The sequence below is a fragment of the Aquilutibacter rugosus genome (assembly GCF_036541335.1).
GTDB classification, from domain to species: Bacteria; Pseudomonadota; Gammaproteobacteria; order Xanthomonadales; family Xanthomonadaceae; genus Aquilutibacter; species Aquilutibacter rugosus.
In genome coordinates this window covers 817,417-836,610 of the sequence record NZ_JAZHBO010000001.1, presented here as the reverse complement: position 1 = coordinate 836,610, position 19,194 = coordinate 817,417, and the positions used below count along the sequence as shown (strand labels likewise).

General features: G+C 61.1%; 14 protein-coding genes and 1 other RNA gene. 6 read left to right on the top strand and 9 right to left on the bottom strand.

Features of this window, described 5'->3' with window-relative positions; all coding sequences use genetic code 11:
- Positions 1–20: 20 nt before the first annotated feature.
- From V3390_RS03955 to V3390_RS03920, 8 genes are all read right to left on the bottom strand, one after another.
- Positions 21–1,847: a 2Fe-2S iron-sulfur cluster-binding protein gene (locus V3390_RS03955; RefSeq protein WP_331703439.1), complete on the bottom strand. Its 1,827-nt coding sequence runs from the start codon at positions 1,845–1,847 to the stop codon at positions 21–23.
- Complete coding sequence (locus tag V3390_RS03950; protein ID WP_331689071.1) at positions 1,844–2,545, bottom strand: PepSY domain-containing protein; 702 nt, start codon at positions 2,543–2,545, stop codon at positions 1,844–1,846. The genes V3390_RS03955 and V3390_RS03950 overlap by 4 nt, the downstream gene beginning before the upstream one ends.
- A 58-nt stretch (positions 2,546–2,603) precedes the next feature.
- A complete protein-coding gene (locus tag V3390_RS03945; protein WP_331703438.1) occupies positions 2,604–5,282 on the bottom strand; it encodes a TonB-dependent receptor domain-containing protein in 2,679 nt (892 codons plus the stop codon).
- Between the two features lie 129 nt (positions 5,283–5,411).
- Positions 5,412–5,867: a hypothetical protein gene (locus tag V3390_RS03940; RefSeq protein WP_331703437.1), complete on the bottom strand. Its 456-nt coding sequence runs from the start codon at positions 5,865–5,867 to the stop codon at positions 5,412–5,414.
- A gap of 101 nt (positions 5,868–5,968) precedes the next feature.
- A complete protein-coding gene (locus V3390_RS03935) occupies positions 5,969–6,196 on the bottom strand; it encodes a hypothetical protein (RefSeq protein ID WP_331703436.1) in 228 nt (75 codons plus the stop codon).
- Positions 6,197–6,297: 101 nt separating this feature from the next.
- Positions 6,298–6,649: RNase P RNA component class A (gene rnpB / locus V3390_RS03930), an RNA gene on the bottom strand.
- Positions 6,650–6,761: 112 nt separating this feature from the next.
- Entirely contained in the window at positions 6,762–9,596 is a 2,835-nt protein-coding gene (gene plsB / locus V3390_RS03925; protein ID WP_331703435.1) for a glycerol-3-phosphate 1-O-acyltransferase PlsB, read from the bottom strand.
- 244 nt (positions 9,597–9,840) lie between these two features.
- On the bottom strand, positions 9,841–11,817 hold the full coding sequence (locus V3390_RS03920) for a UvrD-helicase domain-containing protein (RefSeq protein WP_331703638.1): 1,977 nt from the start codon (positions 11,815–11,817) through the stop codon (positions 9,841–9,843).
- Positions 11,818–11,871: 54 nt separating this feature from the next.
- Between V3390_RS03920 and V3390_RS03915 the strand changes: the two genes are divergently transcribed.
- A complete protein-coding gene (locus tag V3390_RS03915; RefSeq protein WP_331703637.1) occupies positions 11,872–12,462 on the top strand; it encodes a thymidine kinase in 591 nt (196 codons plus the stop codon).
- 26 nt (positions 12,463–12,488) lie between these two features.
- Here the strand turns inward: V3390_RS03915 and mutM are convergent, their stop codons facing one another.
- Positions 12,489–13,298, bottom strand: a complete 810-nt coding sequence (gene mutM / locus V3390_RS03910) for a bifunctional DNA-formamidopyrimidine glycosylase/DNA-(apurinic or apyrimidinic site) lyase (RefSeq protein WP_331703434.1) — start codon at positions 13,296–13,298, stop codon at positions 12,489–12,491.
- Between the two features lie 183 nt (positions 13,299–13,481).
- Here mutM and zwf point away from each other — a divergent pair, with 183 nt between their 5' ends.
- Genes zwf through eda form a run of 5 tightly spaced genes read left to right on the top strand, consistent with a single transcriptional unit; the run spans position 13,482 to position 19,089 of the window.
- A complete protein-coding gene (gene zwf / locus V3390_RS03905) occupies positions 13,482–14,939 on the top strand; it encodes a glucose-6-phosphate dehydrogenase (protein ID WP_331703433.1) in 1,458 nt (485 codons plus the stop codon).
- Positions 14,940–14,942: 3 nt separating this feature from the next.
- The gene (gene pgl / locus V3390_RS03900; protein WP_331703432.1) at positions 14,943–15,641 is read left to right on the top strand and encodes a 6-phosphogluconolactonase; all 699 of its coding nucleotides are present in this window, start codon (positions 14,943–14,945) and stop codon (positions 15,639–15,641) included.
- Positions 15,638–17,458 (top strand): phosphogluconate dehydratase, encoded by a 1,821-nt coding sequence (gene edd / locus V3390_RS03895; protein ID WP_331703431.1) that lies wholly within the window; start codon positions 15,638–15,640, stop codon positions 17,456–17,458. Before pgl ends, edd begins: the two co-directional genes overlap by 4 nt.
- Positions 17,455–18,492, top strand: a complete 1,038-nt coding sequence (glk, locus tag V3390_RS03890; RefSeq protein ID WP_331703430.1) for a glucokinase — start codon at positions 17,455–17,457, stop codon at positions 18,490–18,492. Before edd ends, glk begins: the two co-directional genes overlap by 4 nt.
- Positions 18,493–19,089, top strand: a complete 597-nt coding sequence (eda, locus tag V3390_RS03885; protein ID WP_331703429.1) for a bifunctional 4-hydroxy-2-oxoglutarate aldolase/2-dehydro-3-deoxy-phosphogluconate aldolase — start codon at positions 18,493–18,495, stop codon at positions 19,087–19,089. It abuts the gene before it with no gap.
- The last annotated feature ends 105 nt before the right edge of the window (positions 19,090–19,194 follow it).

Here is a 19,194-nt window from a genome sequence, read left to right as displayed (position 1 = left end):
TAATTTTACCTTCAACGAAGTCAGACGAGAAAGTCGTCCTGGGAAAGTTGTGCATCGGAGATACCTGCAGTCTGCAGGGTCATTCGCGCCTCCCGAATAAATCGGGGGCCACCGCACAGGTAATACTCACAACGATGGATATCCAGATTCTGCGATCGCAACAGGGCGAGCAGCTTACGAATCTGTTTTGCCACCACCGGATCGGGCTCCTCCGCAGTAGGAACTGTCGGTAGATACGTGAACTTGCCACTACGATCCGCCAGGCTTAGGAACTCCTCATGGAATGGCAACGGCTCTTTGCGATGACTGACTGACAGCATGAAGCAGTTGACATCTGCGTTCCGGCCACACTGTTCGAGTGCCATGGCACGCAACGGACCCATGCCCGCACCACTTCCGAGAAATACCTTCGGTGCGTCGGTAGGTTTCAATCTGAAGTTGCCGAAGGGACCGGTGAACTCGATAGCATCGCCGGGCCGGCGTGCGAACAGGTAAGACGATCCCTTGCCCGGTCGCGTTACTTTGCCATTGCCGGAACCGGGGCTCCAACGAACCAAAAGGCGAATCTCCCGATCACTCCGCAGCTTGACCTCTTCGCACAGTGAATACGAGCGGCGAACCTGCAGGCGATTGGAAATCGGCGACTTTAGATCGGAGTCCATCCCGCCGCCAACATCGTCAATGCCCCGCCACAGATCGCCCCGTTGGCAGTCGAATTCGGGAACAGAAACCTGCACAAAACTGCCCGCCGGGTAATCTTCAGCCAGTGGCTCGTCCGGACGAATCGAGAGCTCACGCAAGTACGGTCCATACGATCGAACCGAGGAAACAACGCCTGTACGCACTGCCCACGCCTCGGAGGAGGTACCCACTTCGATACACAGATCGCGCTTCACCGGCAGATTGCAGGCAAGACGGTAACCCGAGCGGATCTCTTCTGCTGACAGCATGGCACGGTCCGCCGCAGTCGCCGGAATCTGCTGGTTGCGCACACGGACTGCGCAGAGTCCGCATGACTGACCGCCGCCGCAGTTCGAAGGCAGTTCAACCCCCGCTTGCCGCAGCCCGCTGAACACATCCTCGCCTCTCGGGACAGGGACTTCCTTTAAAGCAAGGCCACTCGGATCAACCAGTTTGACGCTGTGCTTGCGCAGGAAACGAGACGGCACAAAGTCGGCGAACCTGAAGCTTGCAAACAGCAGCCAGAAACCGAACAGGGAAAGCATCAGACTGCTAAGCCCACTGGCCACTATCAGCGGATTATTGAAGTTCACACGGTTCGTGTAGTCCATGATGTGGAACATCCAGGCCAGGTCAAACAACCGCCATGATTTGTTCCGCATCTCGACGAGCTCGCCGGTATCGGCCGCCACGTAGACTGTCGTATCGTTCTCGTCGTTAAAGTCGACGCGCCAGAGTTTCCCGTCAAAATCACGAGCCTCGCCTGTGTGATCCAGCAATCGAGGTGATGCCGCCACTCCATTGCCCGCATAGTAGCTCTTGGCGAGTCTCGATATCTGCGGGGAATCAAGGACGATTCGCTCCATCGTGCGCGCATCGACAATGTCAGTGCCGTGCGGCGAGGTCAGGTGGAATACAGGACGGCCGAGCAGCCACCCGGAGCGGATTGCCGTTACGTCAGCAGGAGCGTCAGCAAAGAGCGCGTCGTAATCTGCCGCACTTTCGGTCCACTGCTGCCCCTCAACCACCTTCGCCCTAGTGTTCTTGGCGTCAACCAAGTCCGGATCCAGCAGGCTCATTGTCAGCCCGCTTGCCAGCCAGAGCACGAATTGGATCCCAATGATGAGACCGAGCCACTTGTGTAACTTTCGGAATAACGGCGTCATTTAGTCGCCCTCTTATGAAAGCTGTAGAGCAGCAGCCAAATGCCGGAGAGTGCCATTAGCAGCGACATGACAATTGCAATCCGCAGCAGCGGGTTGTGTACGTCCGTTCGGCTCTCGTAATCCATAATGTGGAGCATCCACACGAAATCGAAAATCCGCCACAGGGTGTGGCGCCTAGCCACGACCTTACCTGTCGACGGTGAAACATAGAATGTGGTCCGACCCATATCATCGAATCGGACTGCCCACAGCGGCACCGGACGAGTTGCCACCTCCTGCGGGGCTTTCGTAATCCAGTCGGTCGAGACCGCTTTGCCCGAGCCGGTATATGCGGCACTTGCAATTCGCGTCGCCATATCCCGGCCAATCGGCGTCAACACCTTACCGGACTCAAGATCGATGACCCCGCTTTGGCTTCCACCGACCGCTCTGACTACGGCGTGACCGTCTAGCGTAGAGAATTCCACTGACTTGGCATCGGGGAAGTGCTGTGCCATTGCCTTAATGGCATTGGCCCGCCCGGCGGATGAGAACTTGAGCGGATCGGAGTGTGCGTGTTCCAGATGGTCACCATGAATGATCTCCAGCGGAACGATCGTCATATAGGCGCCGCTAATGAACCACAGCAGTGCCTGGACCCCGACAATCAGGGCCAACCACTTATGGATCGTGCGCGCGACAACGGACTTGTTTGCCATTTGCTAATCTCGACAGGTAGCGAGAGGGCTGCCATAGGACAGCCCTCCCCCCAGGTACTTAGAAACGGTAGTTAACCGACACGTACCAGCGGCGTCCCATGAGGTCATACGTCATGGTGTCCGTATTGCCATCGGTGTAGCTCTGGATATACGGCGCCTTTTTGTCCCACAGATTGTCCACGCCAAACGCAATATCCGTTGAACCGGTCGGCGACAGCTTGAACTGTGCATTGTGGTACGCGAGTGCAGGCGCATGATCCCCGATATCGCCGGGTGCTGCGTTGATGTCATCTGCGCGGCCGATAAACTGCACACCGTAGGTGAAAGCAAACGGACGGCGCTTCAGAGTCAGCGAAGTATAACTGCGCAGATGTGCAAAGCTGCCGCGTCCGCCGGTAATCTTACCCGCGTACTCGATCTTGTCTGCACCATCAAACGGAGTCACGTCGTATCGAATCAGACGCGACACATCCACGTTAAGAATGGAATTCCAGGAGCCGAACTTACGCTCGTAAATGGCACCGATATCAAAACCGGAAACGCTTTCGGTAGCGGCATTCACGGGCTGCGAGGACAGGAAATCGACCTCGCCCGTCAGCTTGTTGCGTGTAAAGTTCGACGGTGAGCAGAACTCATGGGCCATGTTCGGCGTGTTGTAGCAGATAGATAGCTTAGTCGAGCCGTCGACACGCTGGATCGCATTGTCGATTTCCATGCGGAAGTAGTCACCCGTCAGCGTCAGGCCGCGGATGAACTGGGGAGTCCATACAAAGCCAACCGTGGTGGAGGTAGCGTCTTCGGGGTCCAGATTCTGGTTGCCGCCGGTGGTCGTCAGGATGGTATTACCCAATTGGCGGTAATTGGTGGGCAGACCCGAGGCACGGCAATTCTGGTAGACCACTGAATCCGACGGCTTGCTGCTCCAGCTGTTACAGGGATCGGTCGTCGTGAGATTGCCTTCGGAGACACCGCCAAACAGTTCCGGAATGTTCGGAACACGGAAACCAGTCGAGCGGTTGGCGCGAATCTTGAATGCATCTACCACTTGCCAGTCCAAGCCAACCTTGTAGTTGGTATCACTGCCGAACAGGTCATAGGTGGAATAGCGGAAGGCCGAGTTCAACGTCAGCGATTTGGCGAGCGGAGCATTACGCAACAGGGGAACCGACAATTCCGCGAATGCTTCCTTGGCATTGTACTCACCTGCAATGCGATCCTGCTGATTGGTATTGGCAATACCCGCAACGGTCAGCGGATCGGGATTGCGCCAACCGCGCTCCTGGCGAATCTCTACACCCGATGCCAGACCGATATCCCCTGCGCCCCAAGTGAAGAGCGGGCCCGCAATTGAAGCAGTGAAGCTCTTTTGCTCGTTACCGCCATCGTCACGGGTATCGAACAGGATGTAGTCCAGCACTTCCTGCGTGACGTCGCCGTATCCGAGATAGTCAGCGCACGGAATTGCAGCGCCGGGAGCAGTCGAACAGCGCGAGCGGTCGATCGTCGCATCCACACGGTCCAGATTTGCGACATTGGTGGAGCCGTCAATGCCCGTGTTGCGTCCCCAGTTCAGAGCCGTAGTCCAGTCCCAGCGATTATTGATTGTTCCCTGCAGCCCTGCGACGGCACGAAAGGTATTCGTCTTCTGGTAGAAGGTTCGCGTACCGGCTTCCTCCAGGCGACGGCGCTGCAACAGCACGTTCTGACCAGTTGGGTTGGTCGGGTGGCTCGCGGCGAAATTCATCGGCCGATAGACACCGAGCGCACCCGGCGTGGCCAACTGGTTGGAGTCACGGTGCGTGTACATCAGCTCCGTGAAAGCGCGCAGATTATCCGACAGATTGCGGTCGGCAAACACGGCAAGGCTGGCGCGCTGAATCGGATTGACGGCGTTTAAAGTCGGATTGCCGTTGTAGTTGTGCTTGGCCGCAGAGTACGGCTCGTAAAAATTGCCGTTGCCGCCAAGAACCTGATTGAAGTTGATGCGACTGCCGTCGGCCAGCACCGCGCGACCGCCGATCGTTGTGGAACTACCCGAACAAACGAGTGTGCCGTTGGACTCTACCAAACCGCAGGGGGCGCGGCTGGCCAGATTGATGGCGCCTGATTTGGTCAGCTCCATGGCGACCATAACGGAACCGGAGTCGCCGGCACGGCCATATGTCGCACTGACCGATGCATCGGAACCGTCCCCTTTAGCCGTTTGACCGTAGCGAATCGAAGCCTCTCCGCCGTCGAACCCTTGCCGTGTGATGATGTTGACCACACCGGCCACCGCATCGGCACCATAGATCGCAGAAGCGCCGTCCTTCAGGACTTCGATGCGCTCGATGATTCCGACCGGAATGGTGTTGAGGTCTACCGAACTGTTGGCACCCGTACCCCCGCTTACGATGCGTCGTCCGTTCAACAGCACGAGCGTGCGGTTGGCGCCTAGGCCACGTAGATTTACTTGGGTAGTACCGTAGCCGTTATCGGCCCAGTAAGCATTGCCCTGGTTTCCTGCATAACCCGCTGAGGCCGGCAAACGCTGAAGCAGTGACTCTGTCGAAGTTGCGCCACTGGCCTTGATCGCATCTGAGTTGATGACGGTTACCGGGCCGACGCCGGAAATCTGCTTGCCGCGCAGAAAGGAACCGGTAACCAGGACCTTGAATTTGGTCTTAGGTGCGTCGGCATCGGTCGTGGCCGTATCGGCCCCGGCCGACTGGGCGGCTGCAGTGGCAGCAAACGTCATTCCCAGCGCTACGGCACAAGCGCTGAACATCATGGATCTTTTAAACATCACGTTATCTCCGGTACGCCATTGCAAAAAACGGCGCTTATCGAATTTCAATACAAACTAATGCGAGTGAAACCCGCAGCGTTAGGCTCGATGGAGATACAGGATGGGCGGTCTAAATGGCGGATGCCATTCCTTGCTGGGAATGCTGCCGTACCGCAGCACGGGCGGGGCTGAATGTCGCGGTTCCGACGCCGTTGTGACAGCGAGCGTCACCGGCATTGCCAGACCCAGATTGATAATGCAGTTGCATGCGCCGGCAGAGCAGCTGCAGTCCTTGTCGCCGTGGGGAGACGAAGCATCGCCGTCGGCGTTTGCGGCACAGCCGAACATGTGATCGCTGGCATCGTCATGGCCGGCGATCGCCGTGGTTTGCTCGGCGACCATTCGATGATGATCGGCGGAAACCGGAGCGGAAACCGTCTCGGATACTACGACAGCTGATTTGCCGTTTGATTCCGCCAGATAGCCGGCGGCAACACTTTCACCGACGAAGAGTGTCAGTGTAGCGAGCCACAGCAGTAGAACGACGGAACGCATCAGTGCAAGGAGCAGTATTTGGCGGAGTTGTACTACTAGAGAGCCATAGGTCCACGGGCTTGTCAATTACCCCTCGGCAAAAAATTGTTTTTTTTTACCAATTAGTGATGCCCGCGGACAAAAAAGAACAGACTCGCATCCACATCTCGGCTCAGATCACTCGGCCGCAAGTTGTAGCCCTTGTTACCGTGGGGATCTATAGGACTGTGAAACGGTCTATAAGCCGAGAGTGAGTCTTCATTGATTTCGCGCTGCATGTTGCTCAACTTGCGCGCGGTCGCTTCCGCCGGATTGGCAAACTCCGTGGCGATCCATTGTTTCGTGTTCATGCGGGTAGCCTTTCTTGCAATGCCGTGGAGACGTCCTCCACGCGCTCAATTTGCGCCTGAATCAGGGCCTGCAAAAGTGCCGGATGGCACCATGACGAAAGAGAGGGAGTCGGCCGATAAGCCGGGTTCTGTCGTGGACAATCATTCCTCTAGGCGCCACGTCGCCGTGACGCTCAAGCAACCTACCCGGTGACGCCCGCGGGCCGCGGTTAATGTCACCCTATTTGGTCTTGCTCCCGATGGGGTTTGCCGTGCCGGTCCGTTACCGGACTCGCGGTGCGCTCTTACCGCACCATTTCACCCTTACCACGCACCCAAAGGGCCGTTCGGCGGTATCTTTCTGTTGCACTTTCCGTCGACTCGCGCCGCCCAGGCGTTACCTGGCATCGTGCCCTATGGAGCCCGGACTTTCCTCGCCGATGTTGCCATCGCCGCGATTGCCTGGCCGACTCCCGTGCTCATTTTCGCACATGCGCAACCGCACCGTGCAGACAGGGCCGATTTAGTGCGACCGGAACACAAAGTAGACCGCGCCCATCAGGCACAGACACGCATTGCATCCGTATCAGCCCGCGGTGGCTTCCTCGATGACTCCCGGTGAGATCTTCTCGATCGTGTGGCGCAGATCGCGACCCAGGATGAAGCGTGCGTCGGTCGCCCATGCCTCGAGGTCGCTGTCATAGACCAGCTTGCCGTTGGAGTCATTCGACACCAGGCCGATCTCGCGCATCTTGGAGATAAAGGTGCGGAACAACGATTTATCAAAGAACTCCGGTGCGGTGTCGGCATACAGCAGCGACAGACGCTGTGCGGCCAGATGACACATGGCCTCAAGCTGCGCCGCCGACAAAGTGCCGGGGCCATTCTTGGCCAGGATTGAAAGCGCAATGTAGTAGCGCTCAAACGCCTGCTGCAGCGAATGGCCGACTGCCCGCAAACGAAACACTTCGTCCGTGACGCCGGTGTTGCGCTCGATGATGCCGTCGCCATCGGAGTCCGGCATCAGCAGCCCCTCCTGCGTCATGATGTCAATCGTGTGGCGCAGTTGTTGCTCGAATTCGTCCTCGGTCCACGGCAGGAACAGCTCCGCCTGCAGGAACGGATAGACCGAACGACCTCGACGCACAATCGATTCCAGTGGCATCCGGCGGTTATGCAGGAAACAGCACGCAATCCACGACGCGGCTGTGAACAGATGCGCGGTGTTGTTGCGGAAGTACGACAGCAGAACCGCCTTGCTGTCATCTTCGACCGCGAGCACATCACCCATCGGATGCACTTGGCGACGGAGCACGTTGATCTCTTCGCCATGCTCGATAATTTGTGCGGCGCTATGCGGCGTCACGGTCACACGAGCCGAATAAGGCGAGCGCGACAGGAGTGTCTTGTACAGATCGATCTGATTGAGCAGATCACTCTCGGCCATCGCATGCTTAGGCGTGGACAGCAGCGCCAGCGACAGCAGATTGATCGGATTGACGTCGGCAGCACGGTTAACGTTTTCCTGGATGCGCTGCGCCAGTAGACTGACGGTGCGTGACAACCACTCGGGTTTTTCCTCGTCATCCAGCGCCTTGCCATCCCAGTCCGGGGCCTGCTGCGCCAGAATCGGATCCAGCTCGATGGCCTCGCCGAAGTTCACCACCACCTGGCCATAGTTGGAACGAAGCACCTTGGGGATACCGGACAGCAATTGCGGGATGGATTCCTTTTCCTTGGGCTTGCCCGACAACTCATCGAGATAGGAATTGCCTTCCATCAGCTTTTCGTAGCCGATGTAAATAGGCACAAACACCATCGGCCGCGTGGGGCGACGCAGGAACCCGCGCACCACCATCGAAATCATGCCGCCCTTGGGTTGCAGCAAACGGCCGGTACGCGAACGACCGCCTTCGATAAAGCATTCGATGGAATAGCCGCCCGAGACCAGTTGCGCCACGTATTCGGACAGAATCGCCGAGTACAGCGCCGAGCCGCGAATGGAGCGACGGATAAAGAACGCACCGCCCTTGCGCAGGATGGTTCCGACGACCGGCAAGTTGAGATTGACGCCTGCCACGATGTGCGGCGGATAGATGCCGTTGTCATAAAGCAGATAGCTCAGCAGCAGATAGTCCATGTGCGAGCGATGGCTCGGCACGTACACCACTTCCTTGCCCGGCGAAATCTGCTTGACGGTATCCAGATGGTGGACCAGTACCCCGCGATAAATGCGGTTCCACAACGGGCGCAGCATCACGCGCGCCGAGCGCACCAGCGAGTGCGAATAGTCCGCTGCAATCTCGTAGGCCATGGAGTTGGCTGCCTTCCACGCATCCTCGAGAGAGGACTTTTCGCGCCGAGCATGGTCTTCGATGGCATCGCGGACGGTCGGAGCCGCCAGCACCTGGTCAATCAGCATGCGCCGCGTTGACAGGTCAGGACCGATCACGGCCTCGCGGATTCGACGGAAGTGCGTGCGCAGAACGCGCGACAGCTTGCGCACCGTGCGTTCCTGGCTGAGATTCTCGTCCAGGAGATCACGCACCCGCACCGGCGGCGAGAACCGCACCAAGGTGTCGCGACCGTTCAGGGCCAGCGCCATGATGCGGCGGAAGCGGCCCACTAACGCCCAGTTTTCCGAGAAAAGCAGCGAGAACCAGCCGGCATTACGGTCGGGAGCGCGGCCCACAAAAATCGAGACCGGTACCAGCTTCACATCGAGCGTCGGATCGTTGCGATGCGCCTCGATCAGTCGCGCTAGAGAACCGCTATGGGTCTTCCCGGCGGCTGGTCCGCGCGGCTGGAACTTGCCCGCATGGCGCCGCGACAGGGCGACGTACGCACGCTTGCGACCCAGCGGATTGCCCGCCAGCGAACGCATCGGATCGGGCAAGCCGACCGATTCGCAGGCCTGCTCCAGAATCAGGGCATTGATCAGGCCGTAATCTTCGAGCACGTAACAGACCGCACCATCGCGCACATCAGGCAACTGCGTCTGCAGTTCGGCCGGTTCCACTTGGATCGAGATGAAGGGGCGCATCAGCACGCCGAGCAGCCGCGAGGACCAGCTCCGCGGGCGAGTACTGATACGCGGCGGGCCGGCCGTGGCGCCGGCGGCTACTACAGCAGCGGCAGCCTCTACGGGCACTTCAGAAGGTTCGGGTTCCGGCTCGACCGGCGCCGTGGCGACAGGTTCGGCGGGGACCTCGGGCTCCGGCTGCGGCTCGACTGGCGCAGGGAACAATTCCGTTTCGGATTCGGATTCGGGCTCCGGCTCCACCACGGGCGTTGCGGCCGCATCGAGCACATCAAGCTCTTCCGCAGGCGGTTGCATGGCATCGCCTAGCGTTTCGGGTAATTTAGGGGGCAACGGCGCGTCGGCATCGTCGCCAAACGGCAAGTGGGTCTGAGTCGGCATATCGTGGGTATTATGCAAAAAATAAGGAGACCAAGGGTCTCCTTAAAAACCGGCCGAGGCCGGAAGACTCAGTTGTGGCATCGTCCGGCAAACACCGGACAGTTAAAGGTTACTAGACCGTTAAACTTAATGCAACACCTAAACAAACATACTGCAAGTCATTGATTTGAAACATAAAGAATGAATTTTCCAGTGGTAGAAAGCGGGTCAACAAGACCCAAGCCCTGCAAACCGCGACCGAAAATCAGCGCCCTAGCTCGGCCATGATGGCCGCCATCGCCGCGGCGCGCGTTTGTTTGGAACGCTCCGCATCGGCCGCCGGATCGTCGCCTTCGCGCTCAAGTTCATCGGCGGGGAGCTCTTCGATAAAGCGTGAAGGCTCCAAACTCAGTTCCTGGCCGTAGCGTTTTACGCGCTTGGCATACGACAAATACAGATTCGATTGCGTGCGCGTCACGGCCACATAGAACAGACGGCGTTCCTCTTCGAGCGCGCCCTCATCGAGTGCGGTTTCGTGCGGCAAGGTGCCGTCGTTGCAACCAACGACGAACACACTGTGAAACTCCAGACCCTTGGACGCATGCAGCGTCATCAGGCGGACCTGATTGCCGGGCTCGCCCCGATCGGCATTGGTCAGCAGCGCCAGTTGCGCATTCAGATCGCCCACCGAGACGTTGCGGGCACCGTCAAACCATTCGGCCAACTCTTCGGCATTGGCTTTGCGGCGCTCAAAATCGCCCGGCGACTTGGCCAGCACACGGAAATTCTGCTCCATGCCCGAACTGACGATGAGCTCGCGGACCAGGTCGCCCGCGCTCAGCGACCGCGCCCGACCCTGCAGCCGATGCACGGTCGCGGCGAACTGATCCAGACCGGCAGCGGCACGCGGCGTCAGCTGCTTCAGCACACTGATATCACTGGCGGCACGCAGCAGCGACAGATTGGCGTAACGCGCCATCTTGGCGAGTTTGCCCAGACTGGTGGCACCGACATCGCGCTTGGGCGCAGCCACCGAACGCAAAAACGCCGCGTCGTCATCGGGGTTGCTGATCAGGCGCAGCCAGGACATCACATCCTTCACTTCGGCCCGATCCAGGAAGGCCGTGCCGCCGTTCAAGTGATACGGGATCTTGAGCAGCTGCAGCGCCTTTTCCAGCGGCCGCGACTGATGGTTACCGCGGAACAGGATGACCATGTCGCCCCACGGCACCCCCTGCAGCTGCGTGGCATGAATCTGGGCGGCGACGCGCTGCGCCTCGTGCTCGGCGTCCTTACATTCCCAAATGCGGATGCGATCGCCGTCGTTGCGCTCACTCCACAACGTCTTTAAATGCGTGTGCGGATTGTTGGCGATGACCGCGTTGGCAGCCCGCAGTACCCGGTTGGTGCAGCGATAGTTCTGCTCGAGCTTGATGATCTGCAGCGCCGGATAGTCATTCGCCAGCGACAGCAGATTGTCCGGATTGGCACCGCGCCAGGCGTAGATGGACTGATCGTCATCGCCCACGCAGGTAAACAGACCCCGCTCCCCGACCAGCGCCCGCAGCAGACGGTACTGGGCATCGTTGGTGTCCTGACACTCGTCGACCAGCAGATAGCCGATCCGCTCGCGCCAGGCCAGACGGGCCTCCTCAAAGTTCTCCAGGATCTGCACCGGAAGGCGGATCAGGTCGTCGAAATCGACCGCGTTGAAGGTCGTGAGTCGCTCCTGGTAGCGACGATACAGCGCTGCCACCTCGACTTCGCGCACGGAGGCGGCCAACTCTTCGGCCTGCTCAGGCGAGAGCCCGCGATTCTTGAGGCCGCTGATGAAACCCTGCATGCGCGAGATCTCATCGCCCTTGGTACCGCGCGGCAGCAGGTCCTTGATCTGGGCCTGCTGATCATCGGCATCGAAAATGGAGAAGCCGCGGCGAAAGCCCAGGCGGTGCCCGTCAATCTGCAGAATCTTGAGACCCAGGGAGTGGAAGGTGCTGACGGTCAGTTGCTCGGCATCGTCGGCCTTGATGCGCTTGGCGACCCGCTCGCGCATTTCGCGCGCGGACTTGTTGGTAAAGGTGATGGCGGCGATGCGTTTGGCCGGCATTCGTCCGCTGCGAATCAGATGCGCGATTTTCTCGACGATGACCGATGTCTTGCCCGAACCGGCGCCCGCCAGCACCAGGACCGGGCCCTCGGTGGCGTGTACGGCTTGGTGTTGTGCAGGATTCAGGCCGCGCATCGCAATCACTGGTGGAACGGGCCCTGATTTTAGCGCAGCCGCTACACTATGGCGATGGCGAAACTCTACTTTTACTACTCCGCAATGAACGCGGGCAAGACCACCACCATGCTCCAGTCGGCGCATAACTACGCCGAACGCGGCATGCGCGCCATGTTGCTGACACCGCGCGTTGATGTGCGCGACGGCACCGGTATTGTCTCCAGTCGGATCGGTCTGCAATCGGCCGGCGTGGCCTTCGATGAGAGTACGGACCTGTTCGAGAGCGTGCGGGCGGATATCGAGCAGAACGGCCCTTTGCATTGCGTACTGTGCGACGAGGCGCAGTTCCTGGACAAGCAACAGGTCTGGCAGTTGAGCGACGTGGTCGACCGTCTGCGGATTCCGGTGTTGTGCTACGGGCTGCGCACGGATTTTCGCGGCGAGCTGTTTCCGGGCTCGCAGGCGCTTCTGGCCATTGCAGATGAGCTGGTCGAGATCAAGACCATTTGCCATAGCGGCAAAAAGGCCACGATGAACCTGCGCGTCAACGACGCCGGCGAGGCCATCAAAGAGGGTCCGCAAGTAGAGATCGGCGGCAACGAGCGCTACGTGTCGGTCTCGCGGGCCGAGTTCAAGAAGCTCATGGGGCTGGAGCGGCAATAAGGCCTCGCCCTATTTCCGGCAGCCGCCTATTTCTGGCAGCCGGGGCACCAAACCGTCTGCCGATGCCCCAGCATCGAGCCCTTTAAGGTGCGGCCACATTGCACACAGGGCTCGCCTGCGCGTCCGTACACTTTGAGCTCTTGCACGAAGTAGCCCGCAAACCCGTCCGGCGAGCTGAAATCCTTAAGCGTGGTACCGCCGACCGCGATCGCCCGCGCCAACACCGAGCGAATCCGCTCGACCAGCAACGTGTAGCGCGCAAGGCTCACTCGTCCCGCCGCGCGGGCAGGATGGATACCGGCTTCGAACAGGGCCTCGTTGGCATAGATATTGCCCACGCCCACCACCGTAGCCTGATCCATCAGGAAGGGTTTGACCGCCATCGTGCGGCCCCGCGAGCGATCGAACAACCAGCGCGCCGTAAACGCATCGCCTAGGGGCTCGGGTCCCAATGCACTCAGCAAGGGGTGGGTCGCGCCTTCGGGCTGCCACAACAGGGCACCGAAACGCCGCGGGTCATGAAAACGCAGGACTTTACCGTTATCGAGTTCCATGTCCACGTGGTCGTGGGCACGCAGGGGCGTGGCGGCATCGATCACCCGCAGGTTGCCGGTCATGCCGAGGTGCCAGATGGCCGTACCGCCTTCGAGCTGCATCAGCAGATACTTGGCGCGCCGATCCATTTGCACGAACGCCACGTCGTTCAAGGCACCAATCTCAGCCGGAATCGGCCAGCGCAGGTCCGGGCGATACAAGCGCGTGCGCACCACTCGCCGACCGTTCAAGTGCGGCCGCAGGGCGCGGACAGTGGTTTCCACCTCGGGAAGTTCAGGCATGGCGCTTTTAATAATGGGGACGGAGGGAATTAATTCCGCGTGATGTTAAGCGGAATTAATTCCCTCCGTCCCCATTATAGGATTGCGGGCATACTGATATCGTAATCACGCTGATATCGTATTCACACCATACGGTAGCGATGCATGCCGTTAAATGATGTGGACCTTACAGCCCGGGGATTCATGAGCGCTCAACCTGCCACCTTGTTTGTCATCTTTGGCGCCACCGGCGATCTGGCCCAGCGCATGCTGTTGCCGTCACTGTACGGCCTGCAGTCCGAGAACCTGTTGCCCGATGCCATGCGCATCCTCGGTAGCGGTCGAACGGAACTCGATGACAGCGGATTCAGGGCGTTTGTCCGCGAGGCGCTGGAAACCTTTATTCCTGCCGCCGAACTCAATGAAACACACGTGACGGCCCTGCTGGCGCGTGTGCATTACCAACCGGCCGATGTCAGTAACGCCGATTCGATGGCCGCACTGTGCCAAGTCATTACCGACTTGCGCCACGGCGATGTGGTTTACCACCTGAGCACCGCACCGCGCTTCTTTGCGCCGATTACGGCCGCGCTGGGCACCCACAACCTGTCGGGGCCGGGCACCCGCGTCATGCTCGAGAAACCCATCGGCACGAGTCTGGACACCGCCCGCGAGATCAACGATGGCGTCGCGCAGCACTTTGCCGAAGACCGCATCTACCGCGTCGACCACTACCTGGGCAAGGAGGGCGTGCAGAACCTGCTGGCCCTGCGCTTTGGCAACGCCCTGTTCGAGCCCCTATGGAACGCCCGCTACATCGAACAGGTGCAGATCACCATTGCCGAGACTGTTGGTGTCGAAGGCCGTGGCGACTACTACGACAGCTCGGGCGCGATCCGCGACATGCTGCAGAACCACCTGCTGCAACTGCTGTGCCTGACCGCCATGGAGGCGCCTTCGGCATTTGAACCCACCGCCGTGCGCAACGAGAAAATCAAAGTGCTGTCCTCGCTGCGGCCGATCACCGCCCACGATGTCAACGTCGAGACGGCACGCGGACAGTACACCGCCGGCGAGCTAGAGGACCAGACCGTCCCCGGCTACGACGAAGAGCTCGGACGCGATAGCGACACCGAAACCTTTGTCGCCGTGCGGGCCATGGTCGATAACTGGCGCTGGCGCGGCGTGCCGTTCTACCTGCGCACCGGCAAACGCATGCCCGAGCGCGAGACCAAGATTTTCATCCAGTTCAAGGCCGTGCCGCACTCGATCTTCGGCAGCAAGGCCATCAGTGAGCCCAACGCCCTGATCATTCGCCTCCAGCCCGAGGAACGCATCGAGCTCGAACTGCTCAACAAGACACCGGGTCTTGATCGCCACGGCATACGCTTCGCCAAGGTGTCACTGGATTTTGACGCACAAGAAGAGTTCAAGGCTCTGCGCCGCCGCCCTGCCTACGAACGTCTCTATCTCGATGCGATCGAAGGCAATGGCACCCTGTTCGTACGTCGCGATGAAACCGAGACCTCGTGGGCCTGGGTCGATGGCATTCTGGCGGGCTGGGAACAGGCCGAGCTGCATCCGAGCCCCTATCCCGCCGGCAGCTGGGGCCCGACCTCGGCGACGCACCTGGTGGCACGCAACGGCCACGAGTGGAACTGAGCCATGCCGTTTGAACTGATCCCCTACAAGAGCGCTGCCGACTGGCAACGGGCGCTGATCAAGCGCCTGGTCGCTCGAGTGCGCGAGGATCTGGCCGCCGACCGCCCCGCCGTCCTGTGCCTGGCGGGTGGTTCCACGCCCCTGGCCGTGTACGCCGAACTGGCCGCCGCCGATCTGGACTGGTCCCGCGTCACGGTACTGCCCGGCGATGACCGCTGCGTCCCCCACACCGATTCGCACAGCAACGTCTATCAATTCCGCGAAGCGTTTGCCAAGGCCGCCGGCATCACGGTGCTACCGATCACCGAGGCCGACGGCAGCAACGGCCTGCAGGCCGCGCTCGATGCCACCAACGCCAATCCGATGCATTTCTCGGCCACGGTGCTGGGCATGGGCAATGACATGCACACGGCGTCGCTGTTCCCGGGCGCAGTCAATCTGGCCGCAGGGATCGACAAACTCAGCCACACCGATGTGCTGCAGACCGTCCCCGACCCGCTGCCGCCCGAGGCCCCGTATCCGCGCATCACGCTCACCGCCCAACGCCTGCTGCGCTCACGCGCCGTGATCCTGGCGATCCGCGGGCAGGCCAAGCGCGATGCCTTGCGCCGCGCCATGGACTTAGGCGATCCGCTGCAAGCTCCGATTCTGGCGTTGATCAACGACAGCGCCACCAACACCGAGATCCATTGGGCCCCATGAATTCCGTTATCGAAGCGGTCACCCGCCGAATCCGCGAGCGCTCGGCAGCGAGCCGCGCCGATTACCTGCAACGCATGGACGCCGCCCGCCTGCGCGCCCCCGCACGCACCCGGCTGAGCTGCGGCAACCTCGCGCACGGCTTCGCGGCCTCCGGCCCGGACAAACCCGAACTGCGCGACGGTGCCGGCGCCAACATCGGCATCGTCACCGCCTACAACGACATGCTCAGCGCCCACCAGCCGTTTGAGACCTACCCCAGCCTGATCCGTGCCATCGCCCGCGCGCATCACGCAACGGCGCAGGTCGCAGGTGGCGTGCCTGCCATGTGCGACGGCGTGACCCAAGGCCGCGCCGGCATGGAACTGTCGCTGTTCTCGCGCGACGTGATTGCACAAGCCACGGCCATCGCCCTCTCGCACGACATGTTCGACGGCGCCCTGTTGCTGGGCGTCTGCGACAAGATCGTCCCCGGCCTGGTGATGGGCGCCCTGAGCTTCGGCCACCTGCCCGTGATCTTTGTGCCCGCCGGCCCCATGCCCAGCGGCATCCCTAATAAAGAGAAGGCCGCCGTCCGCAATCGCTTTGCCGAAGGCAAGGCCACCCGCGCCGAACTCCTCGCAGCGGAATCGGCCTCGTACCACGCCGCCGGCACCTGCACCTTCTACGGCACCGCCAACTCCAACCAGATGCTGATGGAAGTCATGGGCCTGCACCTGCCCGGCACCGCTTTCATCCAGCCCGGTACGCCCCTGCGCGATGCGCTGACCGCCGCTTCGACGGAGCAGGTCATCCGCAACACCGCCCTGAGCGCCACCTATCGCCCGCTTGCCGAAACGCTCGACGAGAAAGCCTTCGTCAACGGCATGGTCGGCCTGGCGGCGACGGGCGGCTCGACCAATCTGGCCATCCACCTGGTGGCGATGGCGCGCTGCGCCGGCGTGCAGATCAACTGGGACGATCTCGATGAGATCTCGCGCGCCACGCCGCTGCTGGCTCGCGTCTACCCCAACGGCTCGGCCGACGTAAACCACTTCCAGGCGGCCGGCGGACTGGGCTTTGTGATCCGCGAACTGCTCGATCACGGCCTGCTGCATGCGGACATCGCCTGCGTGCACGGCGGCGATCTGTACGCACAGGCCCGCGAACCCTATCTCGACGACCTCAAACTGTCGTGGCGCCAACCGCCCGATACGACCTTGGATGGCGAGGTCGTGCGCCCGGCTGCCGATCCGTTCGATACCGAAGGCGGCCTGCGTCGCCTGCAGGGCAATCTCGGCCGGTGCGTGGTCAAGATCAGTGCCGTCGCCACCGAGCATCGCCACCTGCGCGCCCCCGCCCGCGTGTTCGACTCGCAGGATGCGGTCCAGGCCGCCTTCCAGAACGACGAACTGACCGGCGACATGGTCGTGGTGGTGCGCGGCCAGGGCCCGGCCGCCAACGGCATGCCCGAGCTGCATAAACTGACGCCGGCCCTGTCGGTGATGCAAGATCGCGGCCAACGCGTCGCGCTGCTGACCGACGGACGCATGTCCGGTGCCTCGGGCAAGGTCCTGGCGGCCATCCACATCACGCCCGAGGCCCTGCATGGCGGCCTGATCGGCAAGGTCCGCGACGGCGATCTCATCGACATTGATGCCGAACAAGGGCTGGTGCAGCTGCTGGTCTCGGACGAAGAACTCGCCGCACGCCAAGTGGAAACCGGCGACTTGCAGGGCAATCAGTTCGGATTCGGCCGTGAGCTGTTTACCGGCAACCGTTCCATGGCCGGCCCCGCCGAGTCGGGAGCCTGTTCGCTATTCGGCAAGGAGTCCGCATGAGCACCCCATCCGATGCGCCGACTGCCGCTTCGACCCTGACCGGCAACGTCGCCGACCTTGCCCTGGTCGCCGATATTGGCGGCACCAACTCCCGTTTTGCGATTACCGACACCGCCACACCGGAACTGGAACTGCTGCATGCGCGCCGCTACAAGAACGCGGATTACGCCAGCCTGCAGCACGTGATCGAAGCCTATCTGAGCGAGATCGGCATTCGTCCGCCGCGGGCTGCCATCGCCGTGGCGAGCCCGGTCAATACCGACAATATTCGGCTGACCAATCTGTCGTGGAGCTTCAACCGCGAAGACCTGCGCAAGGCCCTGGGCTTTGACGAGCTGCAGCTGCTCAACGATTTCGGCGCGGTGGCCTGGAGCGTGCCGGCCCTGACCGCCGACCACCTGATGCCGCTGTACGTGCGCAACAAGTCCATTCAGCGCGGCCCGGTCACCGTGCTCGGCCCCGGCACCGGACTGGGCGTCGCCATTCTGGTCGGCAATGCCAACACCGGCTGGGACGTCATCGAAACCGAAGGCGGCCACGTCTCCTTTGCACCGCTCAACGCCGAAGAGGAACTGGTCAACCGCTGGCTCACCGCGCGCCACGGCCGTTGCTCCAACGAGCGCATTCTGTGCGGCAGCGGCATTGCCCAGATTGATGCCGTCCTGCGCAATCAGATTGACCACGCCACCGGCCAGACCCTGTCGGTGCGCGATCCTGCCGATGTCGTCGCGGCCGCCTTGGCCGGACACGACAACGATGCCCGTCGCACGCTGGCTCGCTTCTGCGCCATTCTCGGCAGCGTCTGCGGGGACACCGCCCTGATCCACGGCTCGCGTGCCCTGGTCATTGCCGGCGGCATCGTCCCGCGCTTCATTCCGTTCCTGATGGCCAGTGCCTTCCGCGAACGCTTCCTGGCCAAGGGGCGCTTTGCCGCCTATCTCGAGAACGTGGATGTATTCATCACCACGCACCCGGAGCCGGGTCTGCTCGGCGCGGCCAATTCACTTCGTAACAAACACCCGCTGGGGCCCTGAATGACTTCGCCCATTACACCTGCTGCCCGCGAACAAGCCGTTGACGCGCTGTTTGCCGCGGCCCGCATCATTCCCGTCATCACCATCACCAATCTCGACGAGGCGCTGCCCTTGGCCCGCCGTTTAGTGGCCGAAGGCATGCCCGTGCTCGAGATCACCCTGCGCAGTGACGTGGCCATTGAGGCCATCGCGCGCATTGCCGCCGAAGTGCCCGAAGCGATCGTCGGTGCCGGCACGGTGCTGACGCCCGCACAGCTCGATGCCGTGACCCGCGCTGGCGCCCGCTTTGCCATCGCACCGGGGGCCACCCCTGCGGTCTATAACATGGGCGATGCGGCGAGCATTCCGCTGCTGCCCGGCGTGGCCACCGCCAGCGAACTGATGCTCGGGCTGGAGCGCGGCTACACGCGGTTCAAGCTGTTCCCGGCCGTCCCCGCCGGTGGCGTCGGTCTGCTGAAGGCCTTTGCCGGCCCCTTCGCGCAGGCACGTTTCTGCCCCACGGGCGGGATCACCGAAGCCACGGCGAAAGACTTTTTGCAGCTGCCAAACGTGATGGGTGTGGGCGGTTCGTGGATGCTGGGAGCTAGTAAATCGTAAATGGAAAATGGGAGTTGGAAACTGGTAGTTGCCGCGACTGTGCGTGTGCCGCTCTAACCAATTTCCATTTCCCATTCACCATTTCCCATTCACCATTTCCCATTT

Coding starts and splice junctions, on each gene's coding strand:
- V3390_RS03955 (WP_331703439.1), bottom strand. CDS start 1,847: ATGACGCCGTTATTCCGAAAGTTACACAAGTGGCTCGGTCTCATCATT.
- V3390_RS03950 (WP_331689071.1), bottom strand. CDS start 2,545: ATGGCAAACAAGTCCGTTGTCGCGCGCACGATCCATAAGTGGTTGGCC.
- V3390_RS03945 (WP_331703438.1), bottom strand. CDS start 5,282: ATGACGTTTGCTGCCACTGCAGCCGCCCAGTCGGCCGGGGCCGATACG.
- V3390_RS03940 (WP_331703437.1), bottom strand. CDS start 5,867: ATGCGTTCCGTCGTTCTACTGCTGTGGCTCGCTACACTGACACTCTTC.
- V3390_RS03935 (WP_331703436.1), bottom strand. CDS start 6,196: ATGAACACGAAACAATGGATCGCCACGGAGTTTGCCAATCCGGCGGAA.
- plsB (WP_331703435.1), bottom strand. CDS start 9,596: ATGCCGACTCAGACCCACTTGCCGTTTGGCGACGATGCCGACGCGCCG.
- V3390_RS03920 (WP_331703638.1), bottom strand. CDS start 11,817: ATGCGCGGCCTGAATCCTGCACAACACCAAGCCGTACACGCCACCGAG.
- V3390_RS03915 (WP_331703637.1), top strand. CDS start 11,872: ATGGCGAAACTCTACTTTTACTACTCCGCAATGAACGCGGGCAAGACC.
- mutM (WP_331703434.1), bottom strand. CDS start 13,298: ATGCCTGAACTTCCCGAGGTGGAAACCACTGTCCGCGCCCTGCGGCCG.
- zwf (WP_331703433.1), top strand. CDS start 13,482: ATGAGCGCTCAACCTGCCACCTTGTTTGTCATCTTTGGCGCCACCGGC.
- pgl (WP_331703432.1), top strand. CDS start 14,943: ATGCCGTTTGAACTGATCCCCTACAAGAGCGCTGCCGACTGGCAACGG.
- edd (WP_331703431.1), top strand. CDS start 15,638: ATGAATTCCGTTATCGAAGCGGTCACCCGCCGAATCCGCGAGCGCTCG.
- glk (WP_331703430.1), top strand. CDS start 17,455: ATGAGCACCCCATCCGATGCGCCGACTGCCGCTTCGACCCTGACCGGC.
- eda (WP_331703429.1), top strand. CDS start 18,493: ATGACTTCGCCCATTACACCTGCTGCCCGCGAACAAGCCGTTGACGCG.